Source organism: Myxococcus sp. AM010 (genome assembly GCF_013372585.1).
Taxonomy (GTDB): domain Bacteria; phylum Myxococcota; class Myxococcia; order Myxococcales; family Myxococcaceae; genus Myxococcus; species Myxococcus vastator.
Window position 1 is genome coordinate 82032 of sequence record NZ_JABXEO010000022.1, and the last position, 17250, is coordinate 99281.

A 17250-nucleotide genomic window follows, 5' to 3' on the forward strand; every position below is an offset into this window, starting at 1 on the left:
CACGGTGTTTGGCCACTCCCCAGGTGAATCCAGTCATCAATTGACGCGCCGAATCACCAACGCGGAGCCGGGGCGCGTGGCCCGGCGAGCGGGTGAATTCAAGAAAATACAGTGGCTTGGCGGTGTGACACGGAGTGGCATCGGCCGTGTCACACCGCGCGCTGGTCGTCCGCGGCGGCCTCGTGGTCTTGGACGACCGCGAGTCGCCAGTTCGTCCCCACCTGACGCGGCTGGGGACCACTCCCTTTGGGACATTTCGATTTTTTGGACTCGGAGGGAACCTGCACTCGGCTGTGGACCGCGCCTCCCGCTGCGCGAATGCTGGACGCGCTACATGTTCCGGAAGCAGTCGTAGCAGAGCGGCTTGGCAACCGACGTGTCCTCGTCCTCCCCGCAGGCGTGGCAGTACGCCTCCCGATAGGACGGGTCGCCAAAGCGGCGCCATGTACCAAAGCAGTCCGTGCACAACGGCTTGTCCGTATTGAAGGCGACGTCGTCCCCGCAGCGGATGCAGTGACCTTCGTCATCAACGAATATGGGCAAGTCATCGAAAGAAGGGGCCCTACTCGCTTTTGTCTTCGTCCTCCCGGGAGCGGTTTCCGCTCGGGTGGCCCGCGCCGAGTGCACTGCTGTCTCGACCTTCACCGATGTCGGGCGAATGTCCGTCCGAAGCACTTCGACGAGCTGTTGATACTCGGGAGTGCCCGCACAGAGCCATGTGCTCACTTCAATGCTGTTGTTGATGGACGACTCAAGCAAGTTGAGTGAGGTGATGAGCGCATTCTTTTCGGACAGGTAGACCTTGGCGTGGAGGTCCTTGAGGAGGTGCACCTGCATCCCCGCAGCGCGGAGTTCTTGCATCTCCTTCGCGGCGAACGGGTCTGCTTGCCTCGTGCTGAAATCCTTCTCTCGGATGATGAGTTCGACCCGTACTTTGCGGTGAAGCGCCCCCTGGATCGCCCGAACTGGAGCGCGGAGCTTGTCGAGGGATACATAGGGACTGACCAGCAGCAGCTCACGTTCGGCTTCCGTAATGAGCCGCATGAGATTCGCGACAGTCTGGGTGTGATTGAGGATTTCGATTCGTGAGCGTCCCGCACCTGCAATTGCCAAGAACCCCTCCCATTACCGTGGAGCTGAAGAATAGCAGGTGGTGGTAGGGAGAGGGAGGCATCCTGCGAGTGCGGGACACCGTCGATGCCACTGGTGGCCTTTTATCGAGGGGGTGTCTTTAGACCCGTGGTGTCTTATTGGTCTCCGGAGACCTTGTGGCGAAGGTGCCTACAGTTTCGACAACTGGCTGAGTGGCATCTGTTGGGAAGTGTCCTTGCTGAAGCAGGGGCACCAGCGACGTCTATTCGAGTTCTTGGACGGTCGTCGCGACTCCTCACGCCGGGGCCGTGGGCGCCGTCCGCCGTGGGTTGTCGGACGGGCGCTTCCAACTGGAATCACTGTAGGACCTCGGTGCGTTCAGCGCGTGCCTTGGCCCTCCAGCAGTGCCTTCAGTCGTTCCAGGTCCGCTGCGACGGCTTCCGCGTCCCGACGGGACGCTTCGGCGGACGTGCCGTCGCGGCGGCGGAGGGTGAAGATGACTTCGCTGTGGTCTCCATCCGGAATGACGCGGACGGGGTTGTAGACGGTCTCCCCATTCGGAAGCGTGACGTCATGGTCCAGGACGCCGAAGGCGTTGGCGGGCGCGAACGCGACGGTGACCCGGCCCATGGGGGCGTCGGACACCCAGTGACCGTCCGCCTCGTGGACGGATTTGCTGAGGCCGGCCGCCCAGGCTGGGAGGTTTCGCGGCTGGCTTGCGTAGGCGTACACGTCCGCGCTCGAGCGCGCGATGCGGACGCTGATGTGCGTGGATTCCATTGTCATGGCGCCAGCCTTGCGCGAGCGGTGACCGCGGCGCTTGAAGAAATCGGACGTCGTTTCCCGTCCAGCGATGACTCCGGGCACCGCACTCGACGCGAGGGCGCAAGTGCCCGGAGGCCCGCTTGGAGAGGATGCGTCCCCCATGTAGAGGCGCGTCGCGTCGCCTCTCAATAAAGGGAGGTCAACGCGATGATGTCGCCGGTGGAGAACTCACCGTCCGTGCTGGACGGGATGCAGGTGTTCATGATGGACCCGCCTGGGTTTGCCACCGTGGGCGTCCCGGCGATGTGGATGGCACCAATGCCACCATGGCCCTCATTGACGGGGCCGCCGCCACAGCTGATGCCGCGATTGTAGAAGTCGGTGTGGCGGAGGCCAATCGTGTGGCCAAGCGCGTGGGTGATGACATGTTCAATCATGTCCACGCTGTAGCTGCTCAGCCCGGTGCCGATTCGAATCTGCCCATAAGGGAGCCCGCCCGACGGATAGCCCGACGTGTACCCGGTGCCCGGCATGGTCGACGCATTGATGGTCGCGGAGCAGTTGGTGGTGGTGGTGACTCGAACGAACCTGAACCTGAGCGCCAGGGCATTGTAGTTCGCGAGGGCCATGTCGAGGCCCTGACTGAACCGGGACACGCTCGACAGCGCAGACGTGGCATTGACGCAAATCAGGGTCACGTTGGGGCCGACGAGGTTGGTCGTCCTGTAGTGCTCCTGGCTCCCTTCGCCACGCTGGAGCATCTCCCGGGAGGCCTCGAGCGGCACATGCGCGTCGCCTCCGACGTAGACGGCGTCATCGACGACGGTGATGTCCTCGGCGCGAAACCCTGCCTCGGTCAGATTGGAGAGGACCTCCGCGTTCCCGCCAGTTGCGTCGGGACCGCAGCCGGACAGCAATGCACCACAGTTCAACATCAGGACTGCCGCTCTCTTGAGCATGGTTGGATGGGCTCCTGTCTTGAATCGGGTTTCCGCGCTGCGCGTTTGAGTAAAGCATGGCGGAAGTAGCGGCGGCACGGTGCCTCACCGTCCTACGCAGTGCGCCGTGGCCTCAGGCCCGGGCGCGGAGCACGCCGCCGAAGCCGCGCTCCCGGCCCAGCGCCGGAGACACGCCGGCTTCATTCACGGCTTCGCGCCCGGAGATGAGCACTGCCTTCACCGCGGCGTCATTGCGGCGGACCAGCCGGACGAAGCCACCGAAGTTCTCCATGGGGGCCTCCGCCACCTCGTCGAGCCTCGCGTCCAGGCCGTCGGGGTGGATGACGACCAGGTCCGCGCGCCGGCCCTCCGCGAGCACCCCCGCATCCAGGCCGAACCAGCCGGCCAGCTCCCCGGTGAGCCGGTGGACGGCGCGCTCCACGCTCATGAAGGGCTCGCCGCGCTTCTCCGCCTCGCGCACCAGCCGCAGCAGCCGCAGGGGGAAGTTGTAGTGCGCCATGTTGCGCAGGTGCGCTCCCGCATCCGAGAAGCCCATGAGGATGTCCGGGTGCCGGCAGATGCGCTCCAGCTCCTCGCGCCGGTCATTGGCCATCACCGTGTACCAGCGCAGCGCGTCGCCGTGGGTGGAGATGAGGTCCAGGAACACGTCCACCGCGTCACGCCCCTGCTCCTTCGCCACCTGGGCGAAGGACTTGCCCACCACGCCGACGTCGGGGCACTGGAGGATGCGCGACTCGTTGAAGTCCCGGTGGAAGGCCCGCGGCAGGAAGCGGTTCGTCCACTCGCGGCGGAAGCGCTCACGGTACTCCGGCGTTCGCAGCAACCCGGCGCGTGAGGCGGCGTCCTGGAGGTGGAGGGCGGCGGCGCCCGCGCCGAACTCCTCGAAGACGACCAGGTCGATGCCGTCCGCCCAGAGGTCGAAGACTTCGGGCAGGGCCTGCCACCGGAAGTCCGCCCCCAGCAGCCGGTTGGCCACCTGGGAGAGCGCGCCGATGAGGCGGTGGATGCCGCGGCTGGCGCGCGGGTCCATCATGGAGATGACGGTCGTCTTGAGGCTCGGGCGGAACAACCCGATGCTCTCCAGGAAGAACAGCACCACGTTCACCTTGGTGCTGATGTTGGGCACGCCCTGGAAGACCCGGCCCCGCTCACGGAGCAGCCGCGTCAGGCGGCGGTACTCGCTCCAGCGGGCGTAGGTGGACGGCAGGGGGCGGCTGCGGATGTCGCGGGTGCCGCCCATCTTGTCCCACTTGAGCGTCATCACCGACAGGCCCAGGTAGCCGAGCTCGAGCCCCTCGCGCACCAGGGTCTCCATGGCGCGCAGCTCGTCCTCTCGTGGACGCAGGCCGGGCTCCAGGCTGCGGTGCAGGCCCATGGTGTGGGCGCGCAGCGCGGAGTGCCCAATGAAGGACGCGACATGGGGGCCCAGCGGCAACTGCTCCAGGTGCGTCAGGTAGTCGCCGAGCGTGTTCCACGTCTTGCGCTCCTCCAGCAGCGTTCGGACTGTCTCGTAGGGAATGGCCTCCACGCGGCAGAACATGTCCGCCAGGTCCTCGGGCGTGCCCAGCGCGAGGCTGAGCGAGCAGCTCCCCATCAGCACCGTGGTGACGCCGTGTCGCACGGACTCCGACAGCGAGGGCGCCAGCTCCACCTCCGCGTCATAGTGCGTGTGGCAGTCGATGAAGCCCGGTGTCACCCAGTGGCCGGTGGCGTCGATGACGCGCGTGTGCGGGGCGCGCGGAATCGGGGCCTCCGAAAGCGTGGTGACGGTGTTTCCCCGGATGCCCACATGCAGCTTGCGCGGGGGATTGCCCAGACCATCGAACACGAGGCCGTTCTCGACGATGAGGTCCATGGACAGAGCCTAGGCTCCGTGGATTGTCCGCTTCCAGCCAGAAGACGCGCCGACAGTTCTTTCCTGCACAAGCCGACGTGGATGCCATTGCCTGGGCGCGTCAGGGGAGCGCTCGGCCCCCAGGCAGCCGCACCGCGGGGGCGTGACTATCTTCGCCCGCGGAAGGTGCGAACGCACCACGAGCCAGGGAGGCGTGCAATGAAAGGCAAGGGTTGGAAGTGGCTCACGCTGGTGGGCCTGGGGACTTCGCTCGCGGCGTTCACCGGCTGCGATGAGCAGTCCGCGCGGGAGAACTCCCGACAGGTGGGCCGTGAGGTGGGGGAGGCGACGAAGGAGCTTCAGGAGGGCGCCCGGGAGGCCGCGAAGGAGGCTCAGGGCGCGGCCCGGGAGGCGGCGCAGGGGTTCAGGGAAGGCAGGGGCGGCTCGGGGAATCCCGATGCGGGCGTCGACGTCGATTGAGGCTCGAGGGCACGCGCGACGCGACGGCTTCGTCCACGGCTTTCGCCGCTATCTTGGCCGCCGCGGGGGCCCCGTGCGCTTGGACGGCGCGGGCTCGGGAGGTTTGGTTTGGGCGAGCCACTCCTCCAGCCGCTCCGCGGCCTTCAGCTCGTCGGACAATTGGCGCCGCGCGTCCTCGGAGAGGGGCAGGGCCTGGAGTTGCTGCTTCAGCGCCCGTCCCGTCGTGGCATCCCCAAGGGCAACCGCCAGCTCCAGGCGGGCGGCCAGGGCGCGAACCCGGTCCTCCACGGGAGCCTCCGCCTCGTGTCTGGCGAGCCCGATGTCGAGCGCCCGCGCGGCGGCTTTGTCGTCATTCTTGAACTCACGCAGGATGCGCGCGTTGTCGATGGCCTTCGCCAGGCCCGTGAGCTTCGCGGAGCCGCCGTACTCCAAATCCTCCGGCTCATCGCGCTGAATGAAGATGATGTTGTTGCCGGTAGGGTCAATCAATGAGAAGCGGCTCTGGCCGGGCTTGAAGCGGGTGATGCGGGGCCTGCCCGTGGCCAGCACCTTGCCGTACTTCGCGCGCAGCGCGTCCGTGAAGGCCCGGTGGTAGGGCTCCACCGCGTCCACCATGACCAGGCAGCCGCCTGAGTTCTCCTCGCTCGGGTCCAGGCTCTTGGCGCCCCTGCCGAAGTGCAGGTCGATGTTGCTCCACCGCAGCGCCAGGTACAGGTACGGCTTGGTCATCTGGTACGTCACTGCGAAGCCGAGCGCCTGGTAGAACTCCAATGTTTCGTCAGCCGAGACGCAGGGGAGCAACGGAACGGTCGTCTCCTTCCCGCTGATGGCGGTGGCCTTCGTCGCATGGGTGGGCATGGCGCGAGGATAGACGAGCGACGTCGCCGGAGGCACTTCTTCGTGTCATGCGTGGCGGCGCGCGGCGCACGGAGCCGCTCAGGGCCGCACGCCGTCCCGGATGAACCGGGTCAGCGCCTCCGCCACCTTCTGGTGCGTGGCCGTCGACGGGTGCCAGTGCTCGCCAGCGCCGTCGTCCGAGCGGTACGTCCGGCCGAGGTCCTGCGCGCGTGCGTCGGCGGCGGGGATGCCACCCACGCCAGTGAACCTTGGGAGAGGCCCTGGCGCTTCCCTCTCCGCGCCTGGGGCTACCGGGCCTGCCGCGCGGCTTGAAGCGTGTTCGCCAACAGCATGGTGATGGTCATCGGCCCCACGCCGCCGGGCACCGGAGTGATGGCGCTGGCGATGGGCCGGATGGCATCGAAGTCCACGTCCCCCACCATGCGGTAGCCGCGCGGCGAGCTCGCGTCGGAGACGCGGTTCTGCCCCACGTCGATGACGACGACGCCCGGCTTCACCATGTCCGCGGTGATGAGGTTCTGCTTGCCCACCGCGACGATGAGGATGTCCGCCTGCCGCGTGAAGGACGCGAGGTCCGGCGTGTGGCGGTGGGTGAGGGTGACGGTGGCGTCAGGGCCCGGCGCCATCAACAGCGACGCCAGCGGCTTGCTGACGATGAGGCTGCGGCCCACGATGACCACGTGCTTGCCCCGGGTGGGGATGTCCTCACGCCGGAGCATCTCCATGATGCCGGCGGGGGTGCAGGGCACGAAGGCCCGAGGGTCTCCAACGAAGGCCAACCCGGCGTTCATGGGGTGGAAGCCGTCCACGTCCTTCGCCGGGTGGATGTGCTCCAGGACGGCCTTGTAGGGCAGGTGGGCCGGCAGCGGCAGCTGCACCAGGATGCCGTGTACGGCCGGGTCGGCGTTCAGCCGGTCGATGACGGCGAACAGCTCCTCCTTCGACACGTCCTCGGGCAGCGTCAGCGTCTGGCCGCGCATCCCCAGGGCCTCGCACGCCCGCGTCTTGCTCGCGACGTAGGCCTGGCTCGCTGGGTTGTCGCCCACCAGCACCACGGAGAGTCCGGGTGTCACGCCGGCGGCCTGAAGCGCCGCGACGTCCTGGGCCAGCTCCGCCCGCATCACCCGGCTGATTTCGGTTCCATCAAGGGTCCGCGCCATGCGCGGCTTCTTACGCCAGATTCCCGGGGTTGGCGCAGCGCTTCTTCGCGGTGCCCACCCCGGACGGTGTCCTGGGACACGCTCCCCGTCGTACCCCGCGGGCCCTGGATTCGCGGGGAGCAAAAAGCACAGGGCCCGCGCGCACTCGGGGCTTGGGCGGCGAATGAAAGGGCGAGGACGGCGCGACGCCGGACCCGCTTCGCTTCCCGGAGAAACCCATGACGTCCATGCACTGTCGTGTTGCCACCACCCAACGCGAGCTCGACGACGCGGTCCGCGTCCGCTGGGCCGTCTTCGGCGGAGAGCTGGGGCTGATGACGGGGTGGACGTCGCCGTCCCGCCGCGAGGTGAGCTGTTTCGACACGCTGGACACCACCGTGCACCTGGTCGTCTACGCGGACGCGGCCCCGGTGGCCACGCTGCGGCTGCTGCTGCCCAACCCGGAGGTGGCGGAGGCCATTGGCGGACGGCTGGGGCTGGAGCTGGAGCAGAAGCTGGACCTGTCGGACGTGGTCCGCCCGGGGATGGTCATCGCGGAGACGTCGCGCTTCTGCGTGCTCGACGGCTGGCGGCACTCCGAGGCCGTCACCCGGCTGCACGCGGGCATCTACGAGGAGAGCCGACGGCGCGGCGTGACGCACTGGCTTGCGTCCGCGAACCTGGACACGGACTCGCGCGAGGACGCGCTGCTGTCCTGCCAGGTGGCCGCCTACCGGGGCTGGATGAGCCCGCGCTGGCGCGTGGACGTGCCGGAGCCGGTGGAGGCGCCCGCCATCCCCAGCAATCCCTACTACACGCCCATGGAGCGGCTGCGCGCGGAGCATGGCCTGCTGGACGGCTTGCGCGTGCCGAGGGCGCCCACGCTCTTCGCCCGGAAGATGGGGGCGCGCTTCATCTCCGAGCCCCTCTACGACGCCAGCTTCCGCCGCTTCACCCTGCCGCTCATCGCCGCGCTGGATGAGATTCCCGCCAGCACCCTGGCGCGCTTCGCCGCGCTGGCGCAGCACCCCCTTCGCCGCGCCGCTTGAGGCCGCTGGCGCTGCTTCCTTCCCTTCACTTCACCTTCAACGCACAGCAGCCGGGGACCGCGAACGGCCCGGGAACAGGAGACGTCCGTGAACACGCAAGCGCAGAACCCGAAGCAGGTGGACTGGGTGGGGGTGCTGGAGCAGGAGGGCCGGGGGTTGGTGGCCGCGCTGGACGCGCAGCCCGACGCCCGTCGCCTCTTCGACGGCACCATCGACACCGAGGGCTACATCCACTACCTGATTCAGACCTACCACTATGCGCGCTGGAGCACGCCGATGCTGGCGGAGGCGGGCCACCGGCTCGAGCGGCAGGGCCGGCACCCGCACCTGGCGGCGCTGCTGGTGCAGAAGGCCGGAGAAGAGCGCGGCCACGAGAAGTGGCTGCTGTCGGACCTGAAGAACCTGGGGTGTCCGGAGGCGCGCGTGGAGGCCGCGGCGCGCACCCCCGCGGTGGACGCCTACACCGGCTGGAACTTCTTCACCTCCCGGTCCGGCGTGCCGACGGCGGTGCTGGGGACGGCGTATGTGCTGGAGTACCTGTCCCAGACGCGCGCGACCGGCGTCGTGGAGCGCCTGATTGCGGCCGACGCGATTCCGAACATCCGCAAGTCCGTCACCTTCCTGCGCAGCCACGGCGCGCTGGACGGGGACCACGTGGCGGAGATGGAAGCGGTGCTGCGGACGCTGACGGACCCCGAGGACCAGGCGGCGGTGATTTTCTCCGCCCGCGCCACGCGGTGCATCTACCCGGGCATCTTCCGCGAGCGCTGAAGGCCGCATACCTCCCCGGTGGTAGAGACAGTCCCGCGCTTGAAGGCGATCCTCCCCTCCGAATCGTCGTCCGCGAAGTGGGAGGCGTCTTCATGCGCTACATCACCCAGATCCGTCTCGAAGGAGGCGCGCTTCACGAGCACATTGCCCGCTTTCGGTGGAAGGAGGGCACCGAGGTGGGTGAGGGCAGCCGCCTGGAGCTGGTGCAGTGGCTCCAGGCGGGGGGAGACGCCCGCGTGCAGACGTGGCCCCGGGACGTGAAGCTCTTCGTCATCGACGCCAGACCTCCGTACCTGCGCACGAAGGCCAATGGCATCCTCACGGACAACCTGCTGGAGCTGCCGCGCTTCTGAAGCTGCTTCAGACGGGCTTGTTGAGGTGGGCCGCCTGGTAGAGGAAGTCCGTCCTGTTGTCGACCTGGAGCCGGCGGAAGATGTCGCGCACGTGCGTCTTCACGGTGTCCTCGGAGAGCCCAAGCTCGCTGGCAATCTGCTCGTTGGACCAGTTGCGGAGCATGCCCCGCGCGATGTCCACCTGCCGGGCCGTGAGCTGCACGCGCATGGTTTCGGGGAGCGGAATCGACAAGGGAATCTCGTTCAGAATCAGGGCCCACTGACGCGGGCCTTCGGATTCGGGGAGCTGGACGAACCGCACCACGCGGTACGAATCCCCGTGGAGGGAGACCCAGCGCGTGTTCTGGAGCCGCGCGTCTGGACTCATCCGCGTCAGGGCCTCCAGCCGCTCCATGAGGACGCGCGGAATCCCCGAGGCGTGGAGGTCCGAGGGCTTGAACCACCGCTCCAGCAGCGCGGCGGCCCGGCGTGAGCGCAGCACCTCGTGCGAGGGCGGCGCCACCACGACGTACGCGGCGTCAGGCCTGCTGTAGAGCTCCTCCAGGAGCCGGGAGCCCGTGGAGGCCGTCTGCATGTCACGGCAGTTGCGCACCGCGTTCAGCAGGTGGGGCGTGAGGCTCGTCAGGAAGGCGGCGTCCTTCTCCGAGAAAGCCAGCCGGCGGTCCCGGTAGAGCGTGAAGGCGCCCAGGAGTCGTGGATACACGGGCAGGAGCACCGCCATGACGTGCTCCAGGCTCAGGTCCAGCTCCTTGCTGCGCTGGTAGAGCGCGCTGCGCTCCAATTCCTTGCGGGTAATCATCTCCGAGTCCCGGAGGACCACATTCGGCTGGGCGAAGATGGGGGCCCGCACGAAGTCGGAGTCGACCCACTTGGAATACTCATCCAGCAGGGCCAGCCGGTGGCCTGGCACCAGCCATTGGAACTCGACGATGGGACCCAGGTTGATGAGGCACAAGCCCACGTAGTCAGCGGGCGTCAGCTCCAGGAGGGGCGCCCGGGCGGATTCGAGCGCCTCGGGGAGGGACAAGGTGCTGTTGAGCGCCGCGATGACTTTGTTCTGGAGTAGGAACTCATGGGAGGAGACGTTCATCGACGCGAGCTTCCTTCCTGTCTGGTCAGGCAACCCTGCGGGTCCGTTTCTGTGTCAGGCCATTCAATAGGCTCCGACTGAAAGGCTGTCCCTAACCCCCCAGTGGTAGGCCCGGGGCTTGACAGGAGGCTCCCGCGCCTGCCGTTTGTCATGCAAGGGGCCGCTGTTGGCTTGACAAGACGCGGCCAGCCCGGGACCGGGTGTCAGACGCGATAGGTGCTCGCGACCGCTTCCATGCGCTGCGCCACGTCGCGCAAGGTCTGAGTGGTTGTCTGGGTGGCCTTCATGCCCTGCAGCGTCTCATCCATCATCCGGGACAGGTCCGTCACGGCGGTGAAGATTTGGGAGACGCCCGCGCTCTGCTGGCTCACCGCGGCGGCGATCTGCTGCGCTGCGTTGGCGTTGTCCTGGATGATGCCCGCCAGCTCGCGGAGGCTCTCACCGCTGGCGCGCACCTGGGCCAGGCCGACCTCGGTGCGCCGCTGGCCCTCCTCGGACAGCGCGGCGGTGGCGCGGATGGCGCGCTGGACGTCCTCCAGGATTTCGCGGACGCGGCCCGTGGAACTGATGGACTGGTCCGCCAGGCTGCGAATCTCCCGGGCCACCACGCCAAAGCCCTTGCCGTGCTCGCCCGAGCGCGCGGCTTCAATGGCGGCGTTGAGCGCCAGCATGTTGGACTGGTCCGCCAGGTCCTTCACCGACTGGGTGATGCCGCCAATCTGGCGCGTGCGCTCCTCCAGGGCGGTGATGCTGCCGGCCATCCGCCCCACCTGCTCCCTCAACTGTTCGAAGCCCTCGAGGCTTGCGCTGACGGTGGCCTCGCCCGCGGTGCCCACCTCGCGGGCGCGCGCGGTGACGCCGAGCACCTCCTGGGAGCGGTCCGCGGCCATCAGCGACGTCTGCTTGATTTCCTGCGCCGTCGTCTGGGTCTCCTGGAGGGCGGAGGCCTGGCGGGACAGGTTGCGCTCCTGCTGGGCGGAGGCGCTGGTCAGCTCGGCCACCGTCTGCCCCAGCACCCGCGTGCCCTGCTGGAGGCTGGCGGTGGACTCTCGCAGGTGGCTCATCATCTGGGCGAAGGACGCGGCCAGCTCGCCGACCTCGTCCTGGCGGGCGGGCACCTCCACCTGCTGCGTCAGGTCGCCTTCGCGCACGATGCGGCCGACGACGTCGCTGAGCGTGGAGATGGGACGCGTCACGCTCCGGGCCAGCCACCAGGAGCCCAGCATGCTCGCAATCAACGACACGGCCGTCAGGATGAGGGCAATGGATGCGCCCCGCTCGAGCGGGGTGTAGGCCTCTTGCGGGGACACGGTCGCCACGAAGCGCCAGCCATCCCCCACGTCCACCTCCGTCCTGCCGTCCAGGGCCTCGAACCGGAGCGCGTCGGTGGCGCGCTGCGCGCTCTCCCCGCGGGAGTCGAACAGGGGCGTGCCCTCCGCCGAGAGGACCTCCAGCGCGAAGCTCTTCTGTCCCCGCTCGTGCGCGCGCGCCAGCGCATCCTCGACCTCCGCGCCGATGCGCCCCCAATCATAGGCCGCCAGCAGGATGCCGATGCGCGACTGGCTGATGGGGCTGATGACCGGTACCGCGAAGGGCAGCACGCGCTTCTGGAAGAAGGGGTCCACCTGCTCGAGCCCATGGCCATCCAGCCGGTTCTGCTTCGCGTTCTTGAACCAGGCCGTCTCGCGGACCGCCTGCTCCTGTTTCGCGAAGCGCTTGAGCAGCGCGGGGTCGCTGGCGGAGAGCGCCCGGCCGTCCTCGGAGAAGAGCACCAACCCCGCGAAGGAGGCGTGGCGCTTCTGGAGCGAGGCCAGCACCGCGTCGCTCTTCTCGAAGGTGTCGAACAGCAGGGCGCCTCGGACGATGGAGTCTTCGGCCCAGCTGCGCGCGTTGCCCTCACGTTCGGTGAGCGCCGCCTCCACCAGCTCCCGCAGCCCCTCCGCTTCCGCTTGCAGGGTGGCGTGGATCTGCTCCCGCAGCGCCTCCTCCGCGAAGAAGTTGCCGACGAGGTTGAGCGGGGCGATGGCCCCAATGACCAGCAGGAACACCGCCAGCATGAGGCGGGTGCGAAGCTTCAGTCCGTCGAGGAAGCGCATGGGATGTCGAGCGAGCAGGAGATTCAGAGGTCCAGCAGGGAGATGCCGACGGAGAGCGCGCCAATGGTCCGTCCGCGCTCACGGACCGGGAAGGAGACCTGGATGACGAAGGCTTGCGACGACTCGTCGAAGAAGGGCTTCTCTCGCAGCTGGAGGCCCTGCGTGAAGGGCACCTGGAACTTCTCCTCGTCGCCCTGCCAGTAGTCGGACGTGCGCCGCGTGGCGCCCACGAGCGCGCCCTGGTTGTCCATGGCGAAGGCCTCGGCGATGACGCGCCCCAGCTTCGCCCGGTGCCGGTTCAGGACGCGCGAGCAGGCGCTGCTCAGCAGCCGTTCCTTGAAAGGCGTCAGCGCGGGCGTCGCCATCCAGGCGGCGTCCTGCGCTTGAACGGCGTCCAGGGATTCGCGGCGGGCGTTCTGCTCACGCACCGCTTGGATGACGAGGGGATCCGCGGCCATCTCCCGGAGCGCGGGGACCAGCCCGTCTACCTTCTTCACCTGGGCTGCGCCGTCGGCGGGCATCTGCGCCAGCACTGCGACTGCGATACCGAACCACGACAACATCCGCACCTCATCCTCGGAGCGCGTTCACCGGGCCGGGTGAGGCGCTGCCTGCGTCATGCTTGCGGCGCCAGTGTGACACAGGCATTTGCCTGAAAACAAAACCCGCGGCTCATGTTGGGCGACCGCGCGGGTTGCCTGGCCATACACTGTGAGGGAGTCGCCAGTGACTCGTGTTTCAGTGTCGCTGATTTAGCCAGGAATGCCGTTCTTGAAGTCGCGCAAGCCAAGCGCGCATGCCCCTCAGGTTTCTGAGCGGGGCAGGCAAGAAACGTCCGGATTTCGCGGTGCCTGTCCGCTGTTCCCAGGCCCGCGGGTGTTGGCATCTTCATTGCTGAGGTGCGGACTCCCATCCGAAGGAGGTCCTGCACCCATGGATTCGAATCGCTTGCGTCTGCTCTTCTCCCGGGCCCTTCGCGCCTCGCTCCTGTCACCCCTGACACTTGCCGGATGTGATGGTGAAGTGGACCTGACGGGCTATGAGCCGCCTCTTTGTGAAAATGGTGGGCTGTCCGTGACAGGATTGTCACCTGCGGTCGCGCCAGACTTCGTGCAGCTGCGGAGCTTCCATGCGGCTGGCCAGCCCATGGCAACGAACCCCCTCTCCTCCGCGGGGACACCGTGCGCGACGGCGACCCAGACCCAGACATGTCTGTCAGAGCTCGAGGCGTTGGCGCCCGCCAGGGGCTTCCGCGACGCCTGCGGTTTCATCTGCACCGACTATTTCGTCGCGACGACACGCGGCGACGTGGTGTCTGCCATCGCCTCGTTGGAGGCGCTGAAGTCGTTCCTGGGGCCCATTGATACGACGCAGGAGGCCGCGCTGACAGCCTTTGCCGCGGGCTACAACGTGCGCTGCGACGGGCTCAAGTATGGGGCGGTGAAGGCGCTGGGCGACGGCGCGTTCGGCGTCGTCGGTACCAAGGGCATGGCGTGTGGTGAGGGGACGGAGTTGACGCAGTATGCCCTGCGCGTGTCGTCAACGGGCGAGGTGGTGGAGGAGGAGCGCAACGTGCTCGCGCGGGGCACGGACAACTGCGCCGTGGGGCGCAGGCCCGAAGGACTGCGCTCACGGGGTTCGGTGTCGTGTGACGATGTGCTGGGCCAGCACTTCGCCGCCATTGCCCACCTGGAGGCCGCGTCCATCCGGGCCTTCCTGCTGCTCCGGGAGGAGCTGGCGGCGCATGGCGCGGACCTCGCGCTGCAGGACGCGGCGCTGATGAGCGCCCTGGAGGAGGTCATGCACACGGAGGTCAGCGCCCGGCTGGCGGGACGGCATGGCGCGACGCCCCAGGCCCCGCGGGTGGATGCGGCGGCGCCCCGCTCCTTGTTCGCGGTGGCGCTGGACAACGCGGTGGAGGGCTGTGTGCGGGAGACGTTCGGCGCGCTGGTGGCGCGGCACCAGTCACTCCATGCCCAGGACGACGAGGTGCGCGCCTCCATGGCCCGCATCGCGGAGGACGAGACGCGGCACGCGGAGCTCTCCTGGAAGATTGATGCCTGGGCGCAGGCGCGGCTGTCGGACGGGGAGCGCGAGGTGCTCCGGTTGGCGAAGCAGCGGGCCGCGGAGGCCCTGCGCGAGGAGGCCGCCGTGCCGGTGAATCCCGTGCTCGTGTCCCAGGCCGGGCTGCCCCCGCCCGAGGTCGCCGTGGCGATGGTGGACACGCTCGCTCAGGAGCTGTGGGCCTGAACCTCGTGGGACGGTGGGGCAAGCGGCGCGGAGGGCTCGCTGTTACGCTCAGCGGAGGGAGTCCCGACCCAGGGAATTTTCATGGGGCTCCGGAAGGGATGAGGCGTAGCAGATGCGTCAGCAACCAGAAGCCGTCCTTCGTGTGGAGCCGCTCGGGATGCCGTGGCGGACCCCGGACCCGTTCCTTTTCTGCGTCCACCACGACGACAAGTACCCCGTGGGAAACGAGCGCCTCGGGCCGTCCGCCTCGCTGGCGGGCCGCAACCTGGGCCAGGACTTCGACGGGCGGGACGGCTGGAACATGTATCACGGCACCGTGGTGCCCGGCTTCCCCCAGCACCCGCACCGGGGCTTCGAGACTGTCACGGTGGTGCGCAGCGGCCTGCTCGACCACGCGGATTCCCTGGGGGCGGCGGCGCGCTTCGGCGGCGGGGATGTGCAGTGGCTCACCGCGGGCGCGGGCATCAACCATTCGGAGATGTTCCCGCTGCTCCAGCGCGACCAGCCGAACCCGGTGGAGCTGTTTCAAATCTGGCTCAACCTGCCGCGGGCGAACAAGCTCGTGGAGCCGCACTTCTCCATGCTGTGGAACCACGTCATCCCCCGGCACGTCACCCGGGACGCGGAAGGGCGCGCCACGGAAGTCACGGTGGTGGCTGGAAGTCTGGGAGACGTGAAGGCGCCACCGCCGCCGCCCAGGTCGTGGGCCGCGCATGCCGCGGCGGACGTGGCCATCTGGACGCTCAAGCTGGCCCCGGGCGCGCGGTGGACGCTGCCGGCGGCGGCCCCTGGCAGCAACCGGATGTTGTACTTCTTCCTCGGCTCCAGTCTGCGCGTGGCGGGGCGTGCCATTCCTCCGTCGCAGGGTGTCGAACTGCGAGCGGACGTCGCGGTGGAGCTGGAGAACGGCGCGGACGCGGCGGAGTTGTTGATGCTGCAGGGCCGTCCCATTGGCGAGCCCGTCGTGCAGTACGGCCCGTTCGTGATGAACTCGCGGCAGGAGATTCAGCAGGCCTTCGCGGACTACCAGCGCACCGGCTTTGGCGGCTGGCCCTGGCCGGCCAATGACCCGGTCCATCCGCGAGAGGAAGGGCGCTTCGCCCGGCACGCGGATGGCCGCATTGAACGTCCGGCCTGAGCCGAAGGACCGCCAGCGCTCAGTCGGGGCGCTGGCGGACCGCGCGCGGCGAAGTGCCGTACCACCGCTTGAAGGCCCGGCTGTCTCGCAGGTGGTCGCGCGTGAACCCAACGAGCGCAGCTGCCGGGCCGGCCTGTCGCATCAATGGGGCCGCGGAAGCGAGGGGCCTTGGCCGCCCGGTGAAGCGGCGGGGGCGCGGATGGGGGCCAGGACGCCAGAGAGCAGCACGACGATGGTCCCCGCGAGCGGCACCCCAAGCAAACCCACGCGCAATCCCACGGTATCGGCGACGAGCCCGACGAGCGGGGGCGACGCGAGGAACCCCAGACGCATCAGCCAACTGACGACGGTGAGCCCCGTTCCCGCGCGCAGGCCGGGCAGCTCGTCGGCGCCGTGCATGGCGGCGGGAACCAGCGTGGCAACGCCGAATCCGGCGAGCGCGAAGCCCGCGATGGTGCCCGGGATGGAGGGGAACAACAGCGCAGCGCTCATGCCCAGCGCCGTAGTGGCGCCGCCCGCCCGAGCGACCGCGCGCTGCCCGAACCGGTCCACCATTCCATCGCCCAGCAGCCGGCCCACGAACTGCGCGCCCACGAGGGCGACGAACCCGAACGAAGCGACCGCGGCCGTGGCGCCGAGTGTCCCGGAGAGGTAGACGGCTGCCCACGTCATGCCCGCGTCCTCGACGAGGATGCCGCCGACGGCAATCAAGACCAGCGCGGAGAACATCAGCCAGATGCGCCCGCGCCCCGTCGGCGGACGCCGCGCGGGAGCGCTGCCCTGGTGCGCCGCGGCTGCCTCTGGCTCGACGGTGAGGATGGGCTCGGGGCCGGGAATCGTGTAGCGCAGCGCCACCAAGGACACCCCGGCGAAGAGCAGGGCGGAGAATCCCAGGTGCAGGCCCCGGTGCACGTTCAGCCCCGCGGCGAGCCCGCCCATGAGTCCGCCGACCACCGCGCCGATGCTCCAGATCGCGTGGAAGGAGTTGAGGATGGACCGGCCATAGCGCCGCTGCACCCGCAGTCCATGGGAGTTCTGCGCCACGTCGGTGATGGCGTCCATGCCGCCCGCGAAGAAGAGCGAAGCGGCGAGCGCCCACCACGACGACGCGAGGCCCGCGACCAGCACGCCCAGGCTCGTCAGCAGTGTGCCGGCGACGGCGACCCGCGAGGAGCGGAAGCGGCGGATGAGCGCTCCGGCGGCAAGCCCCGCCACCATCGCGCCACCGGGGAACGCGGCGACCGCCAGCCCGTATTGTGCGTTGCTGAGGCCCAGGTCGGCCTTGAGCTGTGGGTAGCGCGGCAGGAGGTTGGCCAGGATGGCGCCGTTGGTGAGGAACCTGTCTCTTATACACATCTGACGCTGCCGACGAATAG

At 68.6% G+C, this 17250-nt stretch carries 16 protein-coding genes; 6 read left to right on the forward strand and 10 right to left on the reverse strand.

Annotated features, from left to right (window positions below; genetic code table 11):
• Positions 1-330: 330 nt before the first annotated feature.
• From HV826_RS13780 to HV826_RS13795, 4 genes are all read right to left on the reverse strand, one after another.
• Entirely contained in the window at positions 331-1113 is a 783-nt protein-coding gene (locus tag HV826_RS13780; protein WP_176417471.1) for a phospholipase D-like domain-containing protein, read from the reverse strand.
• Between the two features lie 357 nt (positions 1114-1470).
• The gene (locus HV826_RS13785; RefSeq protein WP_176417472.1) at positions 1471-1878 is read right to left on the reverse strand and encodes an SRPBCC family protein; all 408 of its coding nucleotides are present in this window, start codon (positions 1876-1878) and stop codon (positions 1471-1473) included.
• 164 nt (positions 1879-2042) lie between these two features.
• Positions 2043-2816 (reverse strand): M57 family metalloprotease, encoded by a 774-nt coding sequence (locus tag HV826_RS13790; protein WP_176417473.1) that lies wholly within the window; start codon positions 2814-2816, stop codon positions 2043-2045.
• Positions 2817-2928: 112 nt separating this feature from the next.
• Positions 2929-4671 (reverse strand): amidohydrolase family protein, encoded by a 1743-nt coding sequence (locus HV826_RS13795; RefSeq protein WP_176417474.1) that lies wholly within the window; start codon positions 4669-4671, stop codon positions 2929-2931.
• Positions 4672-4869: 198 nt separating this feature from the next.
• Between HV826_RS13795 and HV826_RS13800 the strand changes: the two genes are divergently transcribed.
• Positions 4870-5130, forward strand: a complete 261-nt coding sequence (locus tag HV826_RS13800) for a hypothetical protein (RefSeq protein ID WP_176417475.1) — start codon at positions 4870-4872, stop codon at positions 5128-5130.
• Between the two features lie 48 nt (positions 5131-5178).
• Here the strand turns inward: HV826_RS13800 and HV826_RS13805 are convergent, their stop codons facing one another.
• From HV826_RS13805 to folD, 3 genes are read right to left on the reverse strand one after another with little or no spacing between them, the layout of a single operon-like run.
• Entirely contained in the window at positions 5179-6024 is an 846-nt protein-coding gene (locus HV826_RS13805; RefSeq protein WP_368670915.1) for a glyoxalase, read from the reverse strand.
• Positions 6025-6066: 42 nt separating this feature from the next.
• The gene (locus HV826_RS13810) at positions 6067-6225 is read right to left on the reverse strand and encodes a hypothetical protein (RefSeq protein ID WP_176417409.1); all 159 of its coding nucleotides are present in this window, start codon (positions 6223-6225) and stop codon (positions 6067-6069) included.
• A 50-nt stretch (positions 6226-6275) separates the two neighbouring features.
• Positions 6276-7148, reverse strand: coding sequence for a bifunctional methylenetetrahydrofolate dehydrogenase/methenyltetrahydrofolate cyclohydrolase FolD (gene folD / locus HV826_RS13815; protein ID WP_176417476.1), 873 nt, complete (start codon positions 7146-7148; stop codon positions 6276-6278).
• A 218-nt stretch (positions 7149-7366) separates the two neighbouring features.
• Between folD and HV826_RS13820 the strand changes: the two genes are divergently transcribed.
• From HV826_RS13820 to HV826_RS13830, 3 genes are all read left to right on the forward strand, one after another.
• Positions 7367-8176, forward strand: coding sequence for a GNAT family N-acyltransferase (locus HV826_RS13820; protein ID WP_176417477.1), 810 nt, complete (start codon positions 7367-7369; stop codon positions 8174-8176).
• 87 nt (positions 8177-8263) lie between these two features.
• Positions 8264-8947 (forward strand): iron-containing redox enzyme family protein, encoded by a 684-nt coding sequence (locus HV826_RS13825; RefSeq protein WP_176417478.1) that lies wholly within the window; start codon positions 8264-8266, stop codon positions 8945-8947.
• Positions 8948-9039: 92 nt separating this feature from the next.
• Entirely contained in the window at positions 9040-9300 is a 261-nt protein-coding gene (locus tag HV826_RS13830) for a DUF3892 domain-containing protein (protein WP_176417479.1), read from the forward strand.
• Positions 9301-9307: 7 nt separating this feature from the next.
• Here the strand turns inward: HV826_RS13830 and HV826_RS13835 are convergent, their stop codons facing one another.
• The 3 genes from HV826_RS13835 to HV826_RS13845 all read right to left on the reverse strand — a co-directional run bounded on the left by HV826_RS13835 (position 9308) and on the right by HV826_RS13845 (position 13049).
• Entirely contained in the window at positions 9308-10390 is a 1083-nt protein-coding gene (locus tag HV826_RS13835; protein WP_255207930.1) for a LuxR C-terminal-related transcriptional regulator, read from the reverse strand.
• A 203-nt stretch (positions 10391-10593) separates the two neighbouring features.
• The gene (locus HV826_RS13840; RefSeq protein WP_176417481.1) at positions 10594-12486 is read right to left on the reverse strand and encodes a methyl-accepting chemotaxis protein; all 1893 of its coding nucleotides are present in this window, start codon (positions 12484-12486) and stop codon (positions 10594-10596) included.
• 23 nt (positions 12487-12509) lie between these two features.
• A complete protein-coding gene (locus HV826_RS13845; protein ID WP_255207931.1) occupies positions 12510-13049 on the reverse strand; it encodes a hypothetical protein in 540 nt (179 codons plus the stop codon).
• A gap of 370 nt (positions 13050-13419) precedes the next feature.
• Here HV826_RS13845 and HV826_RS13850 point away from each other — a divergent pair, with 370 nt between their 5' ends.
• Positions 13420-14736 carry a ferritin-like domain-containing protein gene (locus HV826_RS13850; RefSeq protein ID WP_176417482.1) on the forward strand — a complete coding sequence of 439 codons (1317 nt, stop codon included), beginning with the start codon at positions 13420-13422 and terminating at the stop codon, positions 14734-14736.
• 112 nt (positions 14737-14848) lie between these two features.
• Positions 14849-15874 carry a pirin family protein gene (locus HV826_RS13855; protein ID WP_176417483.1) on the forward strand — a complete coding sequence of 342 codons (1026 nt, stop codon included), beginning with the start codon at positions 14849-14851 and terminating at the stop codon, positions 15872-15874.
• Positions 15875-17250: the final 1376 nt, after the last annotated feature.

Excerpts from the sequence above, each read along its gene's own strand:
- HV826_RS13845 (WP_255207931.1), bottom strand. The coding sequence starts at position 13,049 with ATGTTGTCGTGGTTCGGTATCGCAGTCGCAGTGCTGGCGCAGATGCCC.
- HV826_RS13835 (WP_255207930.1), bottom strand. The coding sequence starts at position 10,390 with ATGAACGTCTCCTCCCATGAGTTCCTACTCCAGAACAAAGTCATCGCG.
- HV826_RS13850 (WP_176417482.1), top strand. The coding sequence starts at position 13,420 with ATGGATTCGAATCGCTTGCGTCTGCTCTTCTCCCGGGCCCTTCGCGCC.
- HV826_RS13795 (WP_176417474.1), bottom strand. The coding sequence starts at position 4,671 with ATGGACCTCATCGTCGAGAACGGCCTCGTGTTCGATGGTCTGGGCAAT.
- HV826_RS13830 (WP_176417479.1), top strand. The coding sequence starts at position 9,040 with ATGCGCTACATCACCCAGATCCGTCTCGAAGGAGGCGCGCTTCACGAG.
- HV826_RS13855 (WP_176417483.1), top strand. The coding sequence starts at position 14,849 with ATGCGTCAGCAACCAGAAGCCGTCCTTCGTGTGGAGCCGCTCGGGATG.
- HV826_RS13800 (WP_176417475.1), top strand. The coding sequence starts at position 4,870 with ATGAAAGGCAAGGGTTGGAAGTGGCTCACGCTGGTGGGCCTGGGGACT.
- HV826_RS13840 (WP_176417481.1), bottom strand. The coding sequence starts at position 12,486 with ATGCGCTTCCTCGACGGACTGAAGCTTCGCACCCGCCTCATGCTGGCG.
- HV826_RS13785 (WP_176417472.1), bottom strand. The coding sequence starts at position 1,878 with ATGACAATGGAATCCACGCACATCAGCGTCCGCATCGCGCGCTCGAGC.
- HV826_RS13790 (WP_176417473.1), bottom strand. The coding sequence starts at position 2,816 with ATGCTCAAGAGAGCGGCAGTCCTGATGTTGAACTGTGGTGCATTGCTG.
- HV826_RS13820 (WP_176417477.1), top strand. The coding sequence starts at position 7,367 with ATGACGTCCATGCACTGTCGTGTTGCCACCACCCAACGCGAGCTCGAC.
- folD (WP_176417476.1), bottom strand. The coding sequence starts at position 7,148 with ATGGCGCGGACCCTTGATGGAACCGAAATCAGCCGGGTGATGCGGGCG.